This is a genomic window from Jejuia pallidilutea, from assembly GCF_002973595.1.
In the GTDB taxonomy this organism is placed as follows: domain Bacteria; phylum Bacteroidota; class Bacteroidia; order Flavobacteriales; family Flavobacteriaceae; genus Jejuia; species Jejuia pallidilutea.
Genome location: NZ_PVEO01000005.1, coordinates 71,095 through 91,295, shown reverse-complemented (window position 1 = coordinate 91,295; position 20,201 = coordinate 71,095). Strand labels below are relative to the sequence as shown.

The following is a 20,201-nucleotide window of genomic DNA, read 5'->3' as shown; positions in this document are numbered from 1 at the left end:
ACTAAAAGCAAACAAACCAAACCATGGAACATACAAAATTTAATTTTTCATATTTACTTTTTTTAGCCTTAGTGTCTGCTATGGGCGGGTTTTTATTTGGCTACGATTGGGTGGTTATTGGCGGTGCAAAACCGTTTTACGAACTGTTTTTTGACATTAGCACGCAGCCTACACTTCAAGGTTGGGCTATGAGTAGTGCTTTAATAGGTTGTATTTTTGGTGCTGTAATATCTGGTTTTGTAGCTGATAGATTTGGTAGAAAATTGCCTTTAATTTTAGCGGCTGCCTTATTCACGATATCGGCTTTTGGTACAGGTTATGTTGATAGTTTCACACCTTTTATAATATATCGCCTTATAGGTGGTTTAGGTATAGGGTTAGCTTCAACATTGTCGCCTATGTATATTGCTGAAATTGCACCAGCAAAATACCGTGGTCAGTTTGTAGCTATCAATCAATTAACGCTGGTAATTGGTATTTTGGCGGCACAAGTCGCTAATTATTTTATAGCCGAGGCCATCCCGGGTAATAGTTCGTCAGAAATGATTCTAAGCTCATGGAACGGACAAACAGGATGGCGATGGATGTTTTGGGCAGAACTTATTCCAGCTGTTTTATTTTTTGTTTTGATGTTTATTGTACCTAAAAGTCCAAGATTTTTAGTGAAAATAAATAATGATTCTGCTGCAAAAAGTGTATTAGCAAAAATAGGAGGAGAAGCTTATGCTATAGAGGAATTAAAGGGCATTAAGGTAACTCTTAGTGAAAGTGGTACATCAAAAGTAAATGTTTCAGATTTTAAGAATCACAAAATTAAACCCATTTTAATCATTGGGATTGTATTGGCGGTTTTTCAGCAATGGTGTGGTATAAATATCATCTTCAATTATGCTGAAGAAATATTTACCGCAGCTGGCTACAGTGTTGGCGATATGCTGTTCAACATTGTAATTACAGGTAGTGTTAACTTAATATTTACCTTAATTGCTATGCGAACTGTTGATAGTTGGGGGCGTAGAAAATTGATGTTGTTAGGGTCAATCGGTCTAGGGATAGTTTATTTAATATTGGGTGGTGCTTACTTTTTTAAGTTTACAGGCTGGCCCGTATTACTTTTAGTTATTACAGCTATAGCTATTTACGCTATGTCTTTAGCACCAATTACATGGGTAGTTTTATCTGAAATTTTTCCTAATAAAATTAGAGGTGTGGCCATGTCTATCGCTACGTTTTCTCTCTGGGTGGCATCTTTTGTGTTAACATTTACGTTTCCATTATTAAATGATGCGCTTGGTGCTTCAGGAACATTCTGGGTTTACAGTTTTATATGTGTAGCAGGCTTTTTATTCATAAAACGCAAATTACCAGAAACCAAAGGGAAAAGCTTGGAGGAGATAGAATTAGAGTTTACTAAAGAAAAATAGTAATGAAATCAATTGTTAGAATATATTTATTTTTTGGAATTATTTCTTTGTTTGGTTTCAATATGGTTTTGGCTCAGGAAAGCAATACTTCAAATTCTAAAGAAGCCATAGCTCCTTCTTATTTAGATTCGCTTAAATTGGAATTAAAGGTAAGATGGCCAAAAAACCGAACTATTAATTTAGTGTTTCATGGGCATTCTGTACCAACTGGCTATACCACCAGAGGCGTGGTAGATCGTTTAAATGCTTATCCTTTTAGAACATTGAAAAAAATTAATGATTTTTATCCATACTCTGTAGTTAATAGTATCACAACATCTATTGGGGGAGAACAGTCAGAACAAGGTGCAAAGCGCTTTAAAGATGAGGTGTTGATGCATAAGCCCGATGTGTTATTTATTGATTATGCGCTAAACGACAGAAGCATAGGTTTGGAAAGGGCAAAAATTGCTTGGGAACAAATGATTGAGGAAGCATTGGAATATGGCACAAAAGTTATTTTGTTAACTCCAACGCCAGACTTGAATGAAGATATAACTTCTGAAGATGCAGAACTTGCAAAGTATAGTAATCAAATTAGAGCATTGGCAAAAAAGTACAATGTAGGGTTAGTGGATAGTTTTGCACTGTTTAAAAAATTGGCTGAAACAGAAGAATTAATAGGCTATATGTCTCAAAATAATCATATTAACCAAAAAGGGCATCAGTTTGTTGCAGATGCTATTTTCGAATATTTTGTAACTAATTCAAAACTTTAAAATTTGAAAAGTGAATTATATTAAAACCTTCATATTATCTCTTTTGTGCTGTTTTGTTTTGAGCTTGAATGCTTGCAAAAACAGTAACCATTTACACATGGATTTATCTGGCGATTGGGGTTTTAAAATTGACTCAACTGATAAAGGTATAAAAGAAAAATGGTTCAATTCAAACCTAAGTGGAACTGTAACTTTACCGGCTTCTATGGCAGAAAACGGAAAGGGTAACGACATAAAAGTTAATACGCATTGGACAGGGAATATGTGGAATGACAGTTTGTGGTACAAGGATCCTGAAATGAAGAAATACAGGCAGAATGGAAATGTAAAAGTACCTTTTTGGTTAACGCCAGTAAAAGAATATAAAGGCGCTGCATGGTATCAAAAAACCGTGGTTATCCCAGAATCTTGGAGCGATAAAAGTATAAATTTATATCTAGAGCGTGTACATTGGGAATCTACCGTTTGGGTTGATGGCAAAAAAATTGGTATGCAAAACAGTTTGGCTACACCTCATAATTATAATTTAAATAATGTGCTAACAACGGGTGAACATACCATAAGCATTCGTGTTGATAATCGGGTGAAAGATATTAACGTTGGTTTAGATGCACATAGTATTTCTGATAATACACAAACCAATTGGAATGGTATTGTTGGAGATATATACCTTAGCGCCACTTCAAAAATGGCAATAGGCAATGTTAAACTTAGTCCAGATGTTTCTAATAAGTTCGTAAAAACAATCATTCAAATTGAAAACATTTTAGAAAAAAATCAAAAAGGAGAATTAATAATTGAGGTTGCAGAAAAATCAGCATCGGGCACAAAGCTAAAAACCTTAAAGAGAAATATTGATAGTAGCGACTCTAATGAAATTGTGGTAAAGTATAATATGGGTAACAACCCTAAATTATGGGACGAGTTTAACCCAAATCTTTACCAAATGCAAATTACCTTAAAGTCTGATTTAGGAACCGATACTAAGCAAATCGATTTTGGTATGCGAGATTTTAAGGCAAAAGGAACGGTATTTACCGTAAACGAAAGGCCTGTTTTTTTAAGAGGTACTTTAGAGTGTGCCATATTTCCGTTAACGGGCTATCCACCAACCGATGTGGGCTCTTGGAAGCGCATATTTAAAATCATTAAAAATCATGGACTTAACCACATGCGTTTTCATTCTTGGTGTCCGCCAGAAGCTGCTTTTAAGGCTGCCGATGAAATGGGTGTTTACCTTCAAGTAGAAGCCTCGGCATGGGCAACTATTGGAGATGGAGCTCCTGTTGATAAATGGCTTTACAAAGAGGCTGAAGCTATTATTGATAACTATGGCAATCATCCGTCCTTTGTGATGATGGCCTATGGAAACGAACCCCATGGTGAAAACCACAAAGCCTATTTACGAGAGTTTATTAATTATTTTAAATCTTATGACAATCGAAGACTATACACTAGTGCTGCGGGTTGGCCGTATTTAGATAATATGGACTATTATAATAATTCTAAACCAAGAATACAAGGTTGGAATCAAAACCTAAATAGCATTATTAATAGTAAACCACCGCAAACTGTTTTTGATTATAGCGATATTATAGAAAAAACACCCATGCCCTACGTGAGTCACGAAACTGGACAATGGTGTGTATTTCCTAACTTTAAGGAAATGTCTAAATATACTGGTGTTTTAAAGCCTAAAAATTTTGAAATTTTTAAGGAATCACTCGAACATAATAATCTGGGGCATTTAGCAGATAGTTTGTTGTTGGCTTCAGGGAAATTACAAACCTTGTGTTATAAAGCAGATATTGAGGCAGCATTGAGAACCAAGGATTTTGCTGGATTCCAATTATTGGATTTACATGATTTTCCAGGTCAAGGTACGGCACTAGTAGGTGTGCTGGATGCTTTTTGGGACGAAAAGGGCTATGTGTCGCCAGAAGCATTTAGTAGATTTTGTAATGAAACAGTGCCTTTAGCTCGTTTAGAAAAGCGTATTTTCAGGAGTACAGATACCTTACGTGCTTCTGTTGAAGTTGCACATTATGGAGAGAAACCATTAAAAAAAGTAAGCTCTAAGTGGGTGTTATCTAGTACTGATAGTATTATCAATGAAGGAACTTTTAAAACTTTGGATATTTCAATAGGTAATGGTATTGATTTAGGAGAAATAACCGTGCCATTAAAGGATATTAAAACTCCTCAAAAGTTAACACTAAGTGTGGAAGTATCAAACTTTGAAAATTCTTGGGATGTTTGGGTCTATCCTAATAAACAAGATAAAATAAAAAACGAAGAGACCGTTAAAGTTATTGATAAATTAGACGAGGCAGCTATAGCATACCTTAAAAAAGGTGGAAATTTACTTTTAAATATTACAAAGGGCGATATCGTTTCTAAAAAAGGGGGAGACATTGGTGTTGGGTTTTCAAGTATTTTTTGGAATACCTCGTGGACAAAAGGGCAAAAACCGCATACCTTGGGTATTTTATGCAACCCTGAACATCCTGCATTAGCAAAATTTCCAACGGAATATCACTCCAATTGGCAATGGTGGGATGCCATGAGTAACTCAAACGCTATTATTTTAGACGATTTACCGAAGGATTTAAAACCTATTGTTAGAATCGTTGACGATTGGTTTGAAAACAGAAAGACAGCACTCATTTTTGAAGCTAGGGTTGGAAACGGGAAACTATTGTTTTCCAGTATCGATTTGCATACAAATATAAAAGAACGGTTAGAGGCGCAACAATTGCTTTATAGTTTAAAAAACTATATGGCTAGTGATGCTTTTAATCCAAAAACCGTATTAGATATAAAACAGATAAAAGCATTTTTAAATTATAAATAACCATCTGCCATTATAGTAGATTAAAATATGACATTATGAAGACTGTAAAAGCTTGGAAAGAAAAAGTAGTAATACCTACTTACGAAGTTGGAACTCCAGAGAAATACCCTGTTTTTTTAGAAAAACGCGTATATCAAGCAAGCAGCGGTTCTGTATATCCGCATCCAGTAATTGAAAAAATTAGCGATACCAAGATAGATAAAGAATGGGACGCTATATTTATCGAAAATAAATATATAAAAATCATGGTATTGCCAGCTTTGGGGGGCAGAATACAAATGGCTTATGACAAAATTAGGGAACGTCATTTTGTGTATTATAACCATGTCATCAAACCTGCTTTGGTAGGCTTAACAGGACCTTGGATTTCTGGAGGTATAGAGTTTAATTGGCCGCAACACCATAGACCAAGTACTTACGATCCTACCGATTTTTACATTGAAGATAATGAAGATGGCAGTAAAACAGTTTGGGTAAGCGAGTTAGAGCGTATGTTCCGCACTAAAGGAATGGCAGGTTTTACATTGCATCCAGATAAGTCGTATTTGGAAATTAAGGCACATTTATATAACCGCACCCCGCACCCACAAACTTTTTTATGGTGGGCAAACCCAGCGGTAGCAGTAAACGATCATTACCAATCAGTATTCCCTCCAGATGTACATGCAGTGTTTGATCATGGAAAACGAGACGTATCAGAGTTCCCTATCGCAAAGGGAGAATATTATAAGGTAGATTATTCACCTGGGACAGACATCTCTAGGTATAAAAATATTCCTGTACCAACAAGTTATATGGCCATAACATCAGAATATGATTTTGTTGGCGGTTACGAAAATGATTCTAAGGGCGGATTGCTCCATATTGCAGACCACAATGTGTCACCTGGAAAAAAACAATGGACATGGGGCAGTGGTGATTTTGGTAAAGCTTGGGATAGAAACCTAACCGATGAAGATGGACCATACATAGAATTAATGTGTGGAGTTTATACTGATAACCAACCAGATTTTTCTTGGATGCATCCTTATGAAGAAAAAAGCTTCAAACAATATTTTATGCCCTATTACAATGTGGGTGTGGTAAAAAATGCAACAAAAGAAGCTCTGGTAAATCTTGAAATGGAAGATGGAAAAGCTTTGGTAAAGGTTTACGTTACTTCTGTTTATGATGATAGTGTTATTACCTTGAAGGGAAAAGATAAAACTTTATTCCAAGACACCGTAAACCTATCTCCTGAACAAGGGTTTGAACAACTAATAGATATAGATTCCAATACATTCGAGGATTTACATATTTCAGTAACCGATAAAACAGGCAGTATATTGGTGGCTTGGGAGCCTGATAAAAATTTGTCACAAGAAATCCCTGAACCTGCAAAAGCAGCCAAAGCACCCAAAGATATCGATACGGTAGAGGATTTATATCTTCAAGGGTTACACTTAGAACAGTACAGGCATGCTACGTTTAGTCCAACCGATTATTACAATGAGGCATTAAAAAGGTCGCCAAAAGACGTGCGTAATAACAACGCTATGGGGCTCTGGTATTTAAGAAAAGGGCAGTTAGAAAAATCTTTGGCTTATTTTGAAACTGCAATAGAAACACTTACAAGGCACAATCCAAACCCTTACAATGGAGAGCCTTATTTTAATAAAGGTTTAGCTCTTAGTTTCTTAGGAAAAAAAGATGAGGCGTATGCAAGTTTCTTCAAATCCTGCTGGAATGCGCAATGGCAAGATGCAGGTTATTTTAATTTAGCACAAATTGACTGTTTTAGAGGTGATTTGGTAAAAGCTTTAGATTTAGTGGATCGCGCTTTAATTAAAAATTGGCACAATCATAAAGCACGACATTTAAAAGTTATTATTCTAAGGAAATTGGGTAAAGCTAAAGCAGCCAAAGCGCTGGTTGAGGATTCGTTAGCAATCGATAAATTTAATTTTGGTGTACTATACGAGCGTTATGTTTTAACAAATAATCCAGATGATATAAAAGCCTTTAAGGAGATTCTTCGTAATTACGCCCATAACTATATTGAGTTTTCATTGGATTATGCTATGGCAGGCCAATTTGATGAAGCAATTTCACTTTTAAAAGCGCATGCTGAAGACAATGAAAACGTATATCCAATGGTATATTATTTCATGGGATGGTACTTTGACCAAAAGGGCGATACCGAAAAAGCCTTGGACTGCTACAAAAGCGCATCACTAATGCCTGATGATTATTGTTTTCCAAATAAGATAGAGGAGGTTTTAGCACTACAGGCTGCATGTAAAGCAAACCCAACAGATGCTAGGTCATTTTACTATTTAGGAAACTTTTGGTATGCTTCAAGGCAATATGATGAAGCTCAAAACTGCTGGGAAACTGCCGTAAAATTGGATGGTGCACACGCCATTACACATCGTAATTTGGCATTACTGTATTACAATAAAACCAATCAAAAAGATTTGGCAAGAGAACATCTGGAAAAAGCATTTTCACTGGATAGTACTGACGCACGCTTGCTCATGGAATTAGATCAATTATACAAAAAAATGAACGTGTCCGTTGACGACCGTTTGGAGTTGCTAGAAAAGCATATAAGTCTAACCAATTCAAGAGATGACCTGTACCTGGAACGAGCTGCTTTGTACAATATTAAGGGAGAGTATGAAAAGGCTAAGGAATTGATGGTGAACAGGCAGTTTCACCCGTGGGAAGGCGGCGAGGGCAAAGTGCCGTTTCAATATTTAACATGCCATATTGAACTAGCAAAAAAACACATCAACTTAAACAGCTACAATGAAGCTATAGAATTATTGGAGCAAGCAAAAATTTATCCTCATAATTTAGGTGAAGGAAAACTTCACGGTACCGTAGAAAATGATATTGATTATTGGTTGGGTTGTGCTCATGAAGGTTTAGGAAATGATATAGATGCAAAGTTTTATTTTGAAAAAGCGTCTAAGGGGCTAAGCGATCCAAGTCCAGCTATTTTCTATAACGACCAACAACCCGATAAGATTTTTTATCAAGGTTTGGCATTGCAAAAATTAGGTAAAATTGAAGAAGCAAATACCCGGTTTGACAATTTATTGAATTATGGTAAAACCCATATTAATGATGATGTAAAGCTGGATTATTTTGCTATATCCCTCCCCGATTTATTAATTTGGGAAGAAGACTTGAATGTAATCAACAAAATCCATTGTAATTTTTTAATTGGTTTAGGACAGTTGGGTAAAGGGAATCACTCTAAGGCCATTGAAGCTTTTGATAAGGTTTTAACTACTAACTTGTACCACATACCAGCTCACATTCATACAAAGCATGTTGAGGTTTTTAATAAATAATATATTGTGAGTTCAAAAGTCTATTTTAAATATTTAATGTTAGCTGTTTTTATGGCTATGGGATTTGTCGTGTCTGCACAAAATAAAAAACCAAATATTGTAATTATTTATGTAGATGATCTTGGGTTTGGAGATATTGGTGTTAATGGAGCCATAGGCGTAAAAACGCCAAATATTGATAAATTGGCTAAAAATGGTTTGAATTTTACAGATGCCCACAGTAGTGCATCAACATGTACGCCGTCGCGCTATTCACTATTAACGGGTAGTTATGCGTTTAGAAATAACGCTGAAATCTTAGAAGGGGATGCACCACTAATTATTGACCCTAATATAGAAACGCTACCTACCATGCTACAATCGGCTGGTTATAAAACAGGGGTTGTAGGCAAGTGGCATTTAGGGTTGGGAAGCGGAAAGATAGATTGGAACAAAAGGGTAGCGCCAGGTCCAAAAGAAGTTGGGTTCGATTATAGTTTTCTAATTCCAGCAACAGGAGATAGGGTGCCATGTGTTTTTCTTGAAAATCAAAAAGTTGTAGGATTAAATCCAAACGATCCTATAATGGTGAGTTATGGTACTCGTATAGAAGGTTATCCATGGGGTTTTAAACACCCAGAACTTTTAAAAATGCATACAGACCCCTATCATCAAGGTGCAATTATAAATGGTATAAGTAGAATAGGTTATATGAGTGGTGGCAAAGACGCATTATGGGTAGATGAGGATTTTCCTTTCATGCTAACTGAAAAAGCAAATACTTTTATAAAGGAAAACAGAAACAATAGGTTCTTTTTATATTTTTCGTTACATGACATTCATCAACCTAGAATAGCTAATATAAAATTTGTTGAAAGTAGTACCATGGGACCCCGTGGAGATGTTATAGCGCAAATGGATTGGTGTGTTGGACAGATTGTAGAGCAATTACAGAAGTCTGAAATCCTAGAAGATACACTAATTATATTTTCAAGCGATAATGGCCCTATTTTAGATGATGGTTATTTGGATTACGCCAAAGAATTGGTTGGAGATCATAATCCAGGAGGGGTTTATCGAGGTGGTAAATACTCAATTTACGAGGCTGGTACGCGTGTGCCAACAATTGTACATTGGCCTAAGCAGGTAAAACCTGGTACAAGTTCTGCATTGTTATCACAAGTAGATTTGTATGCGTCTTTGGCTAGTTTGTTAGGTAATGATATTCAAAAGGAAACTGCTCCAGATAGTGAAAACCATTTGGATGCTTGGTTAGGAAAAACACAAAACGGACGTACACTTATGCTTGAAGAGGCGTTTACCTTCGGACTGCGTATGGATAACTGGAAATATATAAAACCAAAAGATGAAGTTGTTCCTAATTGGATAAAAAATAAGTTTGTTGATCCAGGATTTAGAAAAAAACCACAACTATTTAATTTAGAAATAGATCCCTCAGAAACCATTAATGTCTATAAAGATTACCCAGTAATAGTGGCTAAAATGGAACAAGAATTAAATAAAATTTTAAAATAGAGTGATATATATTTTATGAAAAACCTTTTATATTTTTTTTTATTGACTTTTACTGTGGTTCATGCACAAGATAAACCCAATATTCTATGGATTACTATCGAGGACACCTCACCGCAGTTTATAGGTTGCTATGGCAATAAGGATGCAAGTACACCAGTTATTGATAAATTAGCTGAACAGGGTATAAGATTTACCAATGCATTTTCCACCGGTACAGTGTGTTCGCCTAGTAGGTCAACAATTATTACAGGTGTGCCCACTTTTAAAATGGGCACGGGAAACCACCGTAGTAATTACCCAATTCCAGATTTTATTCATGGCTTTCCCGATTATTTACAGCAACAGGGCTATTACACATCTAACAATGTAAAAACCGATTACAATATTGCCAACGAAAAGGATTTTATAAAAGAAGCTTGGAACGAAAGTTCTAGAACTGCAAGTTGGAGAGGGCGTTCAAAAGAACAACCATTTTTCTCTGTGTTTAATTTTGCTGAATCACACCAATCCCGAACAATGAGCATGTCTTTTGATTGGTACGTTAAAAATGTTTGGAATTATCTTCCAGAGGATGATAAAATTGCAGACGACGCTTTTGAAATGCCACCATTTTACAACGATACGCCTGAAATGCGAAAGCAATTTGCTAGGGTTTACAACTCTATTAAACTAACAGATAACCGTATTGGCGAATTATTAGAAAAATTGGACAAAGATGGCTTAAGAGATAATACGATTATTTTCTTTTATGCTGACCATGGTGAAGGGATGCCTAGGGGAAAAACTAATGGTATAAATTTGGGATACCGTGTGCCTTTTATAGTTTGGTTTCCTGAAAAGTATAAACATTTATCGCCTTGGGGAGAAGCTGGTTCGGTTACTGATGAATTGATTAGTTTTGAAGATTTAGCACCAACAATGATAAGTCTAGCTGGTGGAAAAGTGCCAGATTATCTTAACGGACGCATTTTAATAGGTGAAAATCGCTCCCAGCCAAAAGATTACTTATTGCTGTCCTCAGATCGTGCAGATAATGGGCCAGACTTGGTGCGAACAATTACCGACGGCAGGTTTGTTTATTCCAGAAATTTTATGCCCTTTATGCCCGAGATGCGCTATATCCGCTACATTGAAATAGCAGATATTACCAAACACATGCGTTCAGACTTTAAACTAAAAAAGCTAAATACCCTACAGGAAAAGATCTTTAAAACACGACCTCACGAAGTACTTTATGATGTTGAAAACGATATTTGGGAAACTAATAATTTGGTGTATAATTCAGAATACAATGCCATTTTAAAGAAAATGAGAAACCAATTAGATACAAAGGTTTTGCAGGCACGAGATATACTTTTTGCACCAGAATACGAAATTGGTTTGATCTCGAAAAACCAAACCCCCTATTTGTATCGATTAGATGATGCAAAATATCCATTTCAAGATATATATAATGTAGCTTCATTATCTGGTTTGAAAAGCAAAAAAACAGCTAAGGAACAAATCAAACTTCTAAAAAGTAAAAATGAAATTGTAAGATATTGGGCTGCCGTAGGTTTAATGAGTCAAAATAAAACCACTTTAGAATCTTTTAAAAACAAATTGATGGTCGCATTACATGATAAATATCCGCCTGTAGCTATTACAGTGGCAGCCATTGTTCATGAAAATTTTAAAACTGAAGAATCTACTCAATTATTAAAGCAATATTGTAAAAGCGATAATATGGACTTGGCGCTTATGACCATTAATTATTTGCTTTATGTTGATGATAAAGCCCCATTTATAGAGACTATAAAAAAAGTACATGATATGCCTAATAGGAATTACAACGTTAAGGCTGGATGCATGGACTTTTTGGGCATTTTAAACATAGTAGAAAATACCAGTAAAACAGAAAACTAGTAAAACTAAAATAAAAAATATGAAACAATTAAGTGTTTTATGGCTCACATTATTCACACTCGTTTTTTTAAATAGTTGTGAAAAGGCAACAGAGACAAAACTTGATTTATCTGGAGAGTGGACGGTTAAATTAGACTCTGCAGAAGTAGGGTTTAATCAGAAATGGGCCTCCAAAAAAATAGAGGGTAATAAAATAGCTTTACCTGCAACATTAGACGAAGCAGGCATAGGAAAACCAAACCAACTTAAGCCAGCTATTAATAATTATGTAATGTCTAATCTTACAAGAAAGCATCAATATATAGGAAAAGCATGGTATCAAAAGGAAGTAAATATTCCTAAGGATTGGGCATCTAAAACCATAACCCTAAATCTCGAACGTATCATTTGGGAGTCTTCAGTTTTTATAGATGGAAAATTGGTTGGTACTTCCAATAGTCTTGTGGGTAATCATGTTTTTGATTTAACCTCATATATTTCAACAGGTAAACATTTGTTAACCATTTGTGTAGATAATTCAAATAAATTTCCAAATATTAATGTTGCTGGCACAAAGTATCCCGATAAGGTGAATCAAGATATGGCACATGCATACACCAACCACACGCAAATAAAATGGAATGGTATTTTAGGTGATATTGCATTATATGCTCATGAGGATAATGCTCCAAAAAATTTACAAATTTATCCAAATTCTGGTGGGGAATCCCTAAGAATTTCTTTTGAACAAAAAACGCCAAATGTTACAGCTTTACAGTGTAAGATTACATCAATATCAGGCGATTTGTTGTATAGTGAAACTATTAGTAATTCTGAAATTCAAGGAAATAAAATAAGTTTTAGTATACAAAAGCCTAAAAATTTGGAGTATTGGGATGAGTTCAACCCCGCACTTTATGACGTTGAAATTCAAACAAATTCTGGGGAAATAGTTTCAAGGTTTGGTTTTAAAACTATTAATAATACCAATGCAAATTTATCATTAAATGGTAAACGTATTTTTCTTCGAGGAAATTTAGAGTGTGTTATTTTTCCGTTAACAGGTCGTCCGCCAATGAAAAAGGAAGCTTGGGCAAAATTAATTGCACAAGCAAAAAATTATGGCTTAAATCATTTACGATTCCATTCATGGTGTCCACCAAAAGCAGCATTTGAGGCTGCGGATGAGGCAGGTTTTTATTATCAAGTAGAGTTGCCACATTGGAGTTTAAAAGTGGGAGAGGATACTGCAACTAATGAGTTTTTAAGATCTGAAGCGCATAAAATTATTAATGATTATGGTAATCATCCATCGTTTGTGTTAATGGCTATGGGCAATGAACTTCAGGGTAGTGCTGAAGTGCTTAATAACATGGTGGCAGAATTAAAAACTAAAGACAACAGGCATTTATATGCTACAACGGCATTTTCGTTCCAACAACCTATGGGAACAAGACCAGAGCCCGAAGATGATTTTTTTGTAGCGCAATGGACGGATAAGGGGTGGATTCGAGGACAAGGAGTTTTTAATAGTAAACCTCCTCATTTTAATGCCGACTTTACTTCTGGTAGCGCACATATTAAAATACCTTTAATTTCTCACGAAATTGGCCAGTATTCGGTATATCCAGATATGAGTGAAATCGAAAAATATACAGGAGTTTTAAAACCACTTAATTTTATTGCCGTAAAAGAGGATTTAGAGAGAAAAGGTCTTTTGGATTTAGCTCCAGAATTCACTTATAATTCAGGAAAATTAGCCGCTTTATTATATAAGGAAGAAATAGAAAGAGCTTTAAAAACCCCCAGTTTTGATGGGTTTCAATTATTACAGCTTCAGGATTTCCCTGGACAAGGAACAGCATTGGTAGGTTTGTTAAATGCATTTTGGGAATCTAAAGGTGTAATTTCTGCTGAAGAATTCAGACAATTTAATAGTGAACTTGTCCCATTAATTCGTTTTGAAAAAGCAGTATATGAAACAGAAGAAACGTTTGAAGCTGCTATTGAAATTGCTAATTTTTTTGAACCAAAAACAAATCAGGTTTTAGATTGGGAAATAGCTGACGAATCAGGGCATATCCTTAAAAACGGAAGTATTAAAAATGTAAATCTTAAAATAGGGCACAACACCAATTTAGGAACAATAAATTTTCCCATTGTAACTAATGAGGCCAAAAAGTTAACAATAAAAGTGGCATTACAAGATTCACCTTATAAAAACAGTTGGCATATTTGGGTGTATCCTAAAAATGTAAGCATTACTGCAAAAGATATAGAGATAACTAATTCTTTCGATTCAGCTTTAAAAATGTTAAACGAAGGAAAAAAAGTATTGCTAAGCCCCGACCCTAAAACATTAAGTGGTATTGAAGGTCGTTTTGTACCCGTATTTTGGAGTCCTGTACATTTTCCTAATCAGCCTGCAACTATGGGCGTTTTACTAGATGATAATCACCCTGCGTTTAATAGTTTTCCAACCAGTACACATTCCGATTGGCAATGGTGGGATTTATGTATAAATTCTAAATCAATAATTACAGATTCTTTAGAAGTAACACCTATAGTTCGCGTTATAGATAACTTTGTAACGAACCACCATTTGGCTAATGTTTTTGAAGCGAAATGTGGCAAAGGAAATTTAGTGTTTTCTTCCATAGATATCACTTCAGATTTAGATAAAAGACCCGTGGCTAGACAATTGCGTCACAGTTTGTTGCAGTATATGGAGGGTACAAATTTTACACCGTCTAAAACATTAAAAATCAAAAGTTTAAATGATTTGGAGCTTAACAAAAAACAAAATGGTTTTTCTACAAAAGATATTTATAATTAACAGCTTATAAAATCAGTTTGTAAAAAAGTATTATAGTCCATGTAATCATAAATATCGTCTATTTAAAAAGGTGTTTTAATTAATATCTTTAAATCATAACTAATTTTAAAATAAGATATTATGATTAAAAAAATTACTTTTTTATGTTTTGCAGTACTCTGTAGCGTTTGTTCGGTTTTTGGGCAAACTGAGATTAACGATTTTGAAACTGGTGCTCCAGCAACGGTAGTTCGTTACGGAACAACTTTTTCAGTAGTTGCTAATCCAAATACAACAGGTAACACTACTACAAATTGTGGTAGAATAGGAAGAACTACTTCGCTATGGTATGAGCTTATCGCCTTTGATCTTGCCGTGCCTTACAATGTTCCAGCAGGAGAAAAAAGATACTTACATGTTTTGGTAAACTATCCTGCTCAACCAGATCTTGGTGTGCGTTTTGATGCAACTGATAGCTCTAATGACGGTAGTGTGGTAGTTAGATCTTCTAATGACTATACTAACTTTGGCGAGTGGCAGGATATGGTTTTTGAGGTGGATGGTGGTGCTTCGGGTTTAACTGTTAATGCTATTTTAATGCATGGCGATATTGGATTTCAAAATGATCCTGTTGGTTTAGTGCTAAACAATACAAGTTTATTTGGTTATGTAGATGAATTTACTTTTAGCAGCAGTAGCACACCAACACTTAGTAATACTAAGTTTGAATTTGAAAATTCTATTTCGGTTTTTCCTAATCCAGTAAAATCTACATTCCAAATAAAAACTGATAATAACACAAAAATAGCAAACATTTCTTTTTACGATTTATTAGGAAAAACAATCGTTAAAAGCGCTAATGAAATAAGTAGAAACACCTACGATATAAGTAATATGTCTTCAGGATTATACATGGTAAGAATTACTGATGACAAGGGAAATTCAGTTACTAAACGACTAATGAAGCAGTAGTATTCTACTAGTTTGAATTAGAGTAAAGTACACTGCTTTTTTTTAAAAAAGTTAAAAAACAGAAGTTTTGTGCTTCTGTTTTTTTTAGTGGGATTACTACTAAAGATGTTTAATTATAATATCAATAAATAAGAAGTACATTTAAAAAGTAAATTAACCATGAAAAAACTTATTAAAGTCAAGCTTATATTAACACTTACACTATCGAATTTCTGTACCGATTTTTACGGGCAAACTACGGTTACTTTATTTCCTGAAACAAAATATCAAAGTGTTGAAGGTTGGGGCGTGTCATTAGCTTGGTGGGCTAATCTTGTCGGAGGTATGCCTCAATCAACGATAGATGAATTGGCTGATTATGCGGTCAATGATTTAAATTTTAATGTATTCAGATTTAATATTGGAGGTGGAGAAAACCCCAATTGTACAAGTGGAGATCATTTTAGAAGGGATGGAGCTAAAATGCCTGGGTATAGAAATCTTCAAAATAATAACGAAGGTTGGGGTACTTATAATTTATCGAATGATTTACGACAAATTATTGTTATGGATAAGTTGGCAACCTTAAGAGCTTCTAAAAACGATATTATTACAGAACTAATATCGTATTCGCCGCCTTGGTGGATGACCCATGGGGAGTGCTCTGCTGGTAATGTTAGTGGAACCTCAGAAAACCTTAAGCCAGAATTTGTAGATGATTTTGCCGATTATTTGGCTTCTGTGGCTTCAGGTTTAAACACCTCATATCCATCTTGGAACATCCAATACATTGAGCCTTTTAATGAACCCATATCTGGGTATTGGAAAAAAGGTGGAAATCAAGAGGGTTCTGCCATATACGCAGCTACACAGGCTCAAGTGTTATGGCGTTTATGGCAAAGAAAAAATGCTTATGGTATTTCTAATATTAAAATAGCGGCTGCTGACAATTCTAAAGTAACATGGGCTTTATCTAATCTAACTGATATTAAAAATAATAATCCTAATGAATATAATGGTATAGCCAAAATTAATACTCATAGTTATAGTGGGACATGGCAAGACAAGGCAAATTTAGCAGCGTTTGCCAAAAGCAACGGAAACAAACCTGTTTGGCAAACCGAAACAGGGCCTTTGGGCTGGAATTTACCACCTGGTAAAACAGATTGGTGGATAAGGCATTACGACATGGCTTATCGCTTAATAGAGGACATGCGCAATTTAAAATCTACAGTTTGGTGCGATTGGCAGCTTATGTCTATTGATGATGGATGGGGTATGCTGCACCAAACCAACTGGAATGAAAACAATCCCTACAATACACCAATTTTAAATAAAACGCGAGGTTTCTATTGCCGAAAAAATGTGACTAATTTTATAAAAGTAGGATATCAAATTATCAGATCAAACAATGGTAATACTTTGGCAGCTTTAAGTCCAGACGATGGAGAGGTGGTTTTAGTAGTGGTTAATCCCTATGATACTGCTACAACTTATAATTTTGATTTAAGTAATTTTCCAGTTATTAATGATTTTAAAACCTATAGAACGTCAGGGGGTGTTTCTGGCTTAGGAGAAGATACCACAGAGAAAACCATTGTGTCAATTACTGAAAAAGGAATATTAAACGGTAAAAACATATCATATAATGCACCAGCATATTCTATCTCTACTTTTGTTATTGATATTGCAGGAGCTTTATCTCAGGAAGGGTTAGTTAAAAACCAAGTGCTTAAAATTTACACAGTTCCATTTTCGGGCGAAACCATATTTCAACTTTCAAATTTTATCAACGATGGTATATTAACCCTTTATGATGTTAATGGAAAGGAGGTGAAACGGCTAGAACATATTGTTGGGAGCGAGTTTGCTCTTAAAAGGAATAATTTATTGAGTGGTATTTATTTCTACAAGCTCTCAGAAAACAATAAGCTTATCTCTAAAGGAGCTCTTGTTGTAAATTAATATTGGTAAATTTTTAAGAAAAAGTAATATTTACATATACCTCGAAAATTTATTAAAATTGAATCTGTTTGTATTTATTGGAATCAGTTTCAATCTTAATCAGGATAAGTAATAATTGTATTTTTATGGTCATTTACATTAAATTTTCATAAATCGTTCCACCCCATTCCTCTACATTTCACGAAAAGTTTGATTATGAGAAAAGCGTTTCACTTAGCTGCCTTGAACCCAGTATCAGAAAAAAGAAAGCGTTCACCAAATTAAAAGATACCACAACATTTTTTACAAAAAGTTTATAATTCTGCTCGAGACGAACTGCAAAACCCTTTGCTCATTCACTTTATGAGTTCTTACACTTTCAAAATTTAATTTCAGTTGCCGAAAAGATTATGGCGATGACGCTATACGAATAAGTGAATGAAATTCAAATAAACGCTATCTATATCATTTTACTACAAATAAACCTAGTAATTATTAAAGCACATAGAAATCAATACCAAAAGAAAAGGAAAAATGGATAAAGGATATGAAAAAGAGCGTTTTGAAAGCTTGAGTATAAAGCGTTCTGTAGTGAAGAAATTTAGAAAATATTCCAAATCAATTTCAAAATCAAACTCAATGACTTTACTTTTAATGGTAGAATTTTTTGAGCGTAATGAACTTTCTCCAGAAGATGATTTAAAACCAGGACTAATGGAAACTGAAAATCGAATTAAGAAAAGAATTAATGCGGTTATAGCTATCATAAAAAATATAGAAAAGAATCAAACCAAACCGACTTTAGCAATGTTGCAATCTCTTTTTATGAATGTTGAGCCAAAGCCAAAAATATTAATTGAGAAAAGTTTTGAAGAGTTAGAACGAGAAAGAATAAATAAAGAGTTTAAACTGAAACTTCAAGAAAGAAATGAATTTCAGTTTAAAAAAGACAACAGAGATTTAAATAACGGAGAGAAAACACCAAATTAAATCAATTAGCATTAAATACTAAGAGTGCCTATGAATACTATTATTTTATTGATTTTAAGGACTTTAAAATCATTTTTTAAGACCTAAAACGATAGTTCATCCAGAATGAGGAGATAGTTCATTAAACCATTTGTAAACAGCCTCATTTTTGATTCTGAATTGCATTTTTACCCAGATAATTAATTTATATTTTTTTAAAAAGAAAAATAATTTTTAATTTTTTTGTTAGCTTAGTTTATAAATGTTTTCTTTTGTTTGTTAATGTTTATATATACGTACCAGTACTTGTTTACTACTTGTCCACTACTTGTTCAGAGGTTGTATCGATTTTGAGTATGTTCCTATCAAATCGCAAAATGAATCATTTAATAGCAAAACTAATGAATGTATAAAGCACTATAAATTTGAGGTTTAAAATTTAATATATTATTAGTTTTCTTTTTGGTCTTTTCTTTGGGTTTTCAGTTTCTCTTCAAGAATATTCATATCATCGCTAACTTTACGGTCTACTATTTTTGCATAATGTTGTGTAGTTCTTAATGATTTATGACCAAGCATTTTACTAACGGTTTCAATAGGTACTCCATTAGTCAAGGTTACAGTAGTTGCAAAAGTATGTCGCGCTAAATGTGTAGTTAGTGGTTTTGTGATGCCGCAGAGCATCGCTATTTCTTTTAAATAAGCATTAGATTTTTGATTGCTAAAGACTGGAATTAAACGCTCACTTTTTATAACTTTTGGATCGTAAGCATAACGACTTAAAATCTCTTTTGCTATGGGTAATAACGGAATACTACTTCGCGTATTTGTTTTGGTGCGTTTAATATTTATCCATTGCTTACCATCAATGCCAATGGTAATATCTGATTTTGAAAGTTTTTCCACGTCGGAATAGGCAAGACCTGTATAACAAGAAAACACAAACATATCTCTAACCACTTTCAGCCTATCAAAATGTAATTCTTTATTGTATAAAGTTTCTATTTCTTCGGCAGTCAAAAATTCTCTTTCTACAGCTTCAAATTTTACTTTATAGTTGTAAAAAGGGTCTACATCCATCCATTGGTTTGCTAAAGCGATACGAATGATTTTTTTGAAGTTATTAATATATTTTAAAGACGAATTGTGGTTACATTTCCTAACCGTTTTTAAAAAGAACTCAAACTTCATAATAAACTTATAATCAATATCTTTTAGCTTATAATCTTCCAATTTATATTCTTCTTCAATAAATTGTTTCACATGGTCATAACAAGTCCAATATCGTTTTGCAGTACTTATAGAAATGTCTTTTCCTGCCAATAAATCGGTTCTTTCATTATGTGCTTTGAATACTTCAAGAATAAATCTAATTTTCTTTCCACCACCTTTTAAAAGATTCATCATAGACTTGGCAGATATCAAATTATTCTCGTCCATGCATCTTTGATGAATTTTATATAGCTTATGTTTTAAATTATCAATGTGGTTATTAATTTCGACAGCCTCACGATTTGTACCCATAACTTTCTGGGATTTAGTATTCCAAAATTTTGGCTCAATCCTTCTACTAATGCTGTATTCAGTGCGCTTATTGTCAACTGTAAGCCGAAGATAAATAGGTGCTAAGCCTCTAGTATTTATCTTAGAATTGACTAAGTGAAAATGGATAGAAAAGTCTGTTTTCATAATTATATAGTTTTTAGGTCTCGCTAATTCACTAAAAAGGTAGTAAATTAATATTAA

At 34.2% G+C, this 20,201-nt stretch carries 11 protein-coding genes; 10 read left to right on the top strand and 1 reads right to left on the bottom strand.

What is annotated here, in order from left to right; all coding sequences use genetic code 11:
- Positions 1-23 precede the first annotated feature (23 nt).
- From CLV33_RS09530 to CLV33_RS09485, 10 genes are all read left to right on the top strand, one after another.
- Positions 24-1,424 carry a sugar porter family MFS transporter gene (locus CLV33_RS09530; protein WP_105473714.1) on the top strand — a complete coding sequence of 467 codons (1,401 nt, stop codon included), beginning with the start codon at positions 24-26 and terminating at the stop codon, positions 1,422-1,424.
- 2 nt (positions 1,425-1,426) lie between these two features.
- Positions 1,427-2,182, top strand: a complete 756-nt coding sequence (locus tag CLV33_RS09525; protein ID WP_105473713.1) for an SGNH/GDSL hydrolase family protein — start codon at positions 1,427-1,429, stop codon at positions 2,180-2,182.
- 97 nt (positions 2,183-2,279) lie between these two features.
- Positions 2,280-5,036: a sugar-binding domain-containing protein gene (locus CLV33_RS09520; protein WP_105473712.1), complete on the top strand. Its 2,757-nt coding sequence runs from the start codon at positions 2,280-2,282 to the stop codon at positions 5,034-5,036.
- 35 nt (positions 5,037-5,071) lie between these two features.
- Entirely contained in the window at positions 5,072-8,377 is a 3,306-nt protein-coding gene (locus CLV33_RS09515; protein ID WP_105473711.1) for a DUF5107 domain-containing protein, read from the top strand.
- 6 nt (positions 8,378-8,383) lie between these two features.
- Positions 8,384-9,892, top strand: coding sequence for a sulfatase family protein (locus CLV33_RS09510; protein WP_244906413.1), 1,509 nt, complete (start codon positions 8,384-8,386; stop codon positions 9,890-9,892).
- A 15-nt stretch (positions 9,893-9,907) separates the two neighbouring features.
- A complete protein-coding gene (locus tag CLV33_RS09505; protein WP_105473709.1) occupies positions 9,908-11,797 on the top strand; it encodes a sulfatase family protein in 1,890 nt (629 codons plus the stop codon).
- A 19-nt stretch (positions 11,798-11,816) separates the two neighbouring features.
- Positions 11,817-14,612 carry a sugar-binding domain-containing protein gene (locus CLV33_RS09500; protein ID WP_105473708.1) on the top strand — a complete coding sequence of 932 codons (2,796 nt, stop codon included), beginning with the start codon at positions 11,817-11,819 and terminating at the stop codon, positions 14,610-14,612.
- A 120-nt stretch (positions 14,613-14,732) separates the two neighbouring features.
- Positions 14,733-15,563 (top strand): T9SS type A sorting domain-containing protein, encoded by an 831-nt coding sequence (locus tag CLV33_RS09495; RefSeq protein WP_105473707.1) that lies wholly within the window; start codon positions 14,733-14,735, stop codon positions 15,561-15,563.
- A gap of 159 nt (positions 15,564-15,722) precedes the next feature.
- On the top strand, positions 15,723-17,507 hold the full coding sequence (locus CLV33_RS09490; protein WP_105473706.1) for a T9SS type A sorting domain-containing protein: 1,785 nt from the start codon (positions 15,723-15,725) through the stop codon (positions 17,505-17,507).
- 513 nt (positions 17,508-18,020) lie between these two features.
- Complete coding sequence (locus CLV33_RS09485) at positions 18,021-18,476, top strand: BfmA/BtgA family mobilization protein (protein WP_211297555.1); 456 nt, start codon at positions 18,021-18,023, stop codon at positions 18,474-18,476.
- A gap of 429 nt (positions 18,477-18,905) precedes the next feature.
- Here CLV33_RS09485 and CLV33_RS09480 read toward each other — a convergent pair whose 3' ends face one another.
- Complete coding sequence (locus CLV33_RS09480; protein WP_105473705.1) at positions 18,906-20,144, bottom strand: site-specific integrase; 1,239 nt, start codon at positions 20,142-20,144, stop codon at positions 18,906-18,908.
- Between the last annotated feature and the right edge of the window lie 57 nt (positions 20,145-20,201).

Bases quoted from the DNA above. Each gene is read 5' to 3' on its own strand.
- CLV33_RS09500 (WP_105473708.1), top strand. From the start codon at position 11,817: ATGAAACAATTAAGTGTTTTATGGCTCACATTATTCACACTCGTTTTT.
- CLV33_RS09480 (WP_105473705.1), bottom strand. From the start codon at position 20,144: ATGAAAACAGACTTTTCTATCCATTTTCACTTAGTCAATTCTAAGATA.
- CLV33_RS09490 (WP_105473706.1), top strand. From the start codon at position 15,723: ATGAAAAAACTTATTAAAGTCAAGCTTATATTAACACTTACACTATCG.
- CLV33_RS09505 (WP_105473709.1), top strand. From the start codon at position 9,908: ATGAAAAACCTTTTATATTTTTTTTTATTGACTTTTACTGTGGTTCAT.
- CLV33_RS09515 (WP_105473711.1), top strand. From the start codon at position 5,072: ATGAAGACTGTAAAAGCTTGGAAAGAAAAAGTAGTAATACCTACTTAC.
- CLV33_RS09525 (WP_105473713.1), top strand. From the start codon at position 1,427: ATGAAATCAATTGTTAGAATATATTTATTTTTTGGAATTATTTCTTTG.
- CLV33_RS09520 (WP_105473712.1), top strand. From the start codon at position 2,280: ATGGATTTATCTGGCGATTGGGGTTTTAAAATTGACTCAACTGATAAA.
- CLV33_RS09495 (WP_105473707.1), top strand. From the start codon at position 14,733: ATGATTAAAAAAATTACTTTTTTATGTTTTGCAGTACTCTGTAGCGTT.
- CLV33_RS09485 (WP_211297555.1), top strand. From the start codon at position 18,021: ATGGATAAAGGATATGAAAAAGAGCGTTTTGAAAGCTTGAGTATAAAG.
- CLV33_RS09530 (WP_105473714.1), top strand. From the start codon at position 24: ATGGAACATACAAAATTTAATTTTTCATATTTACTTTTTTTAGCCTTA.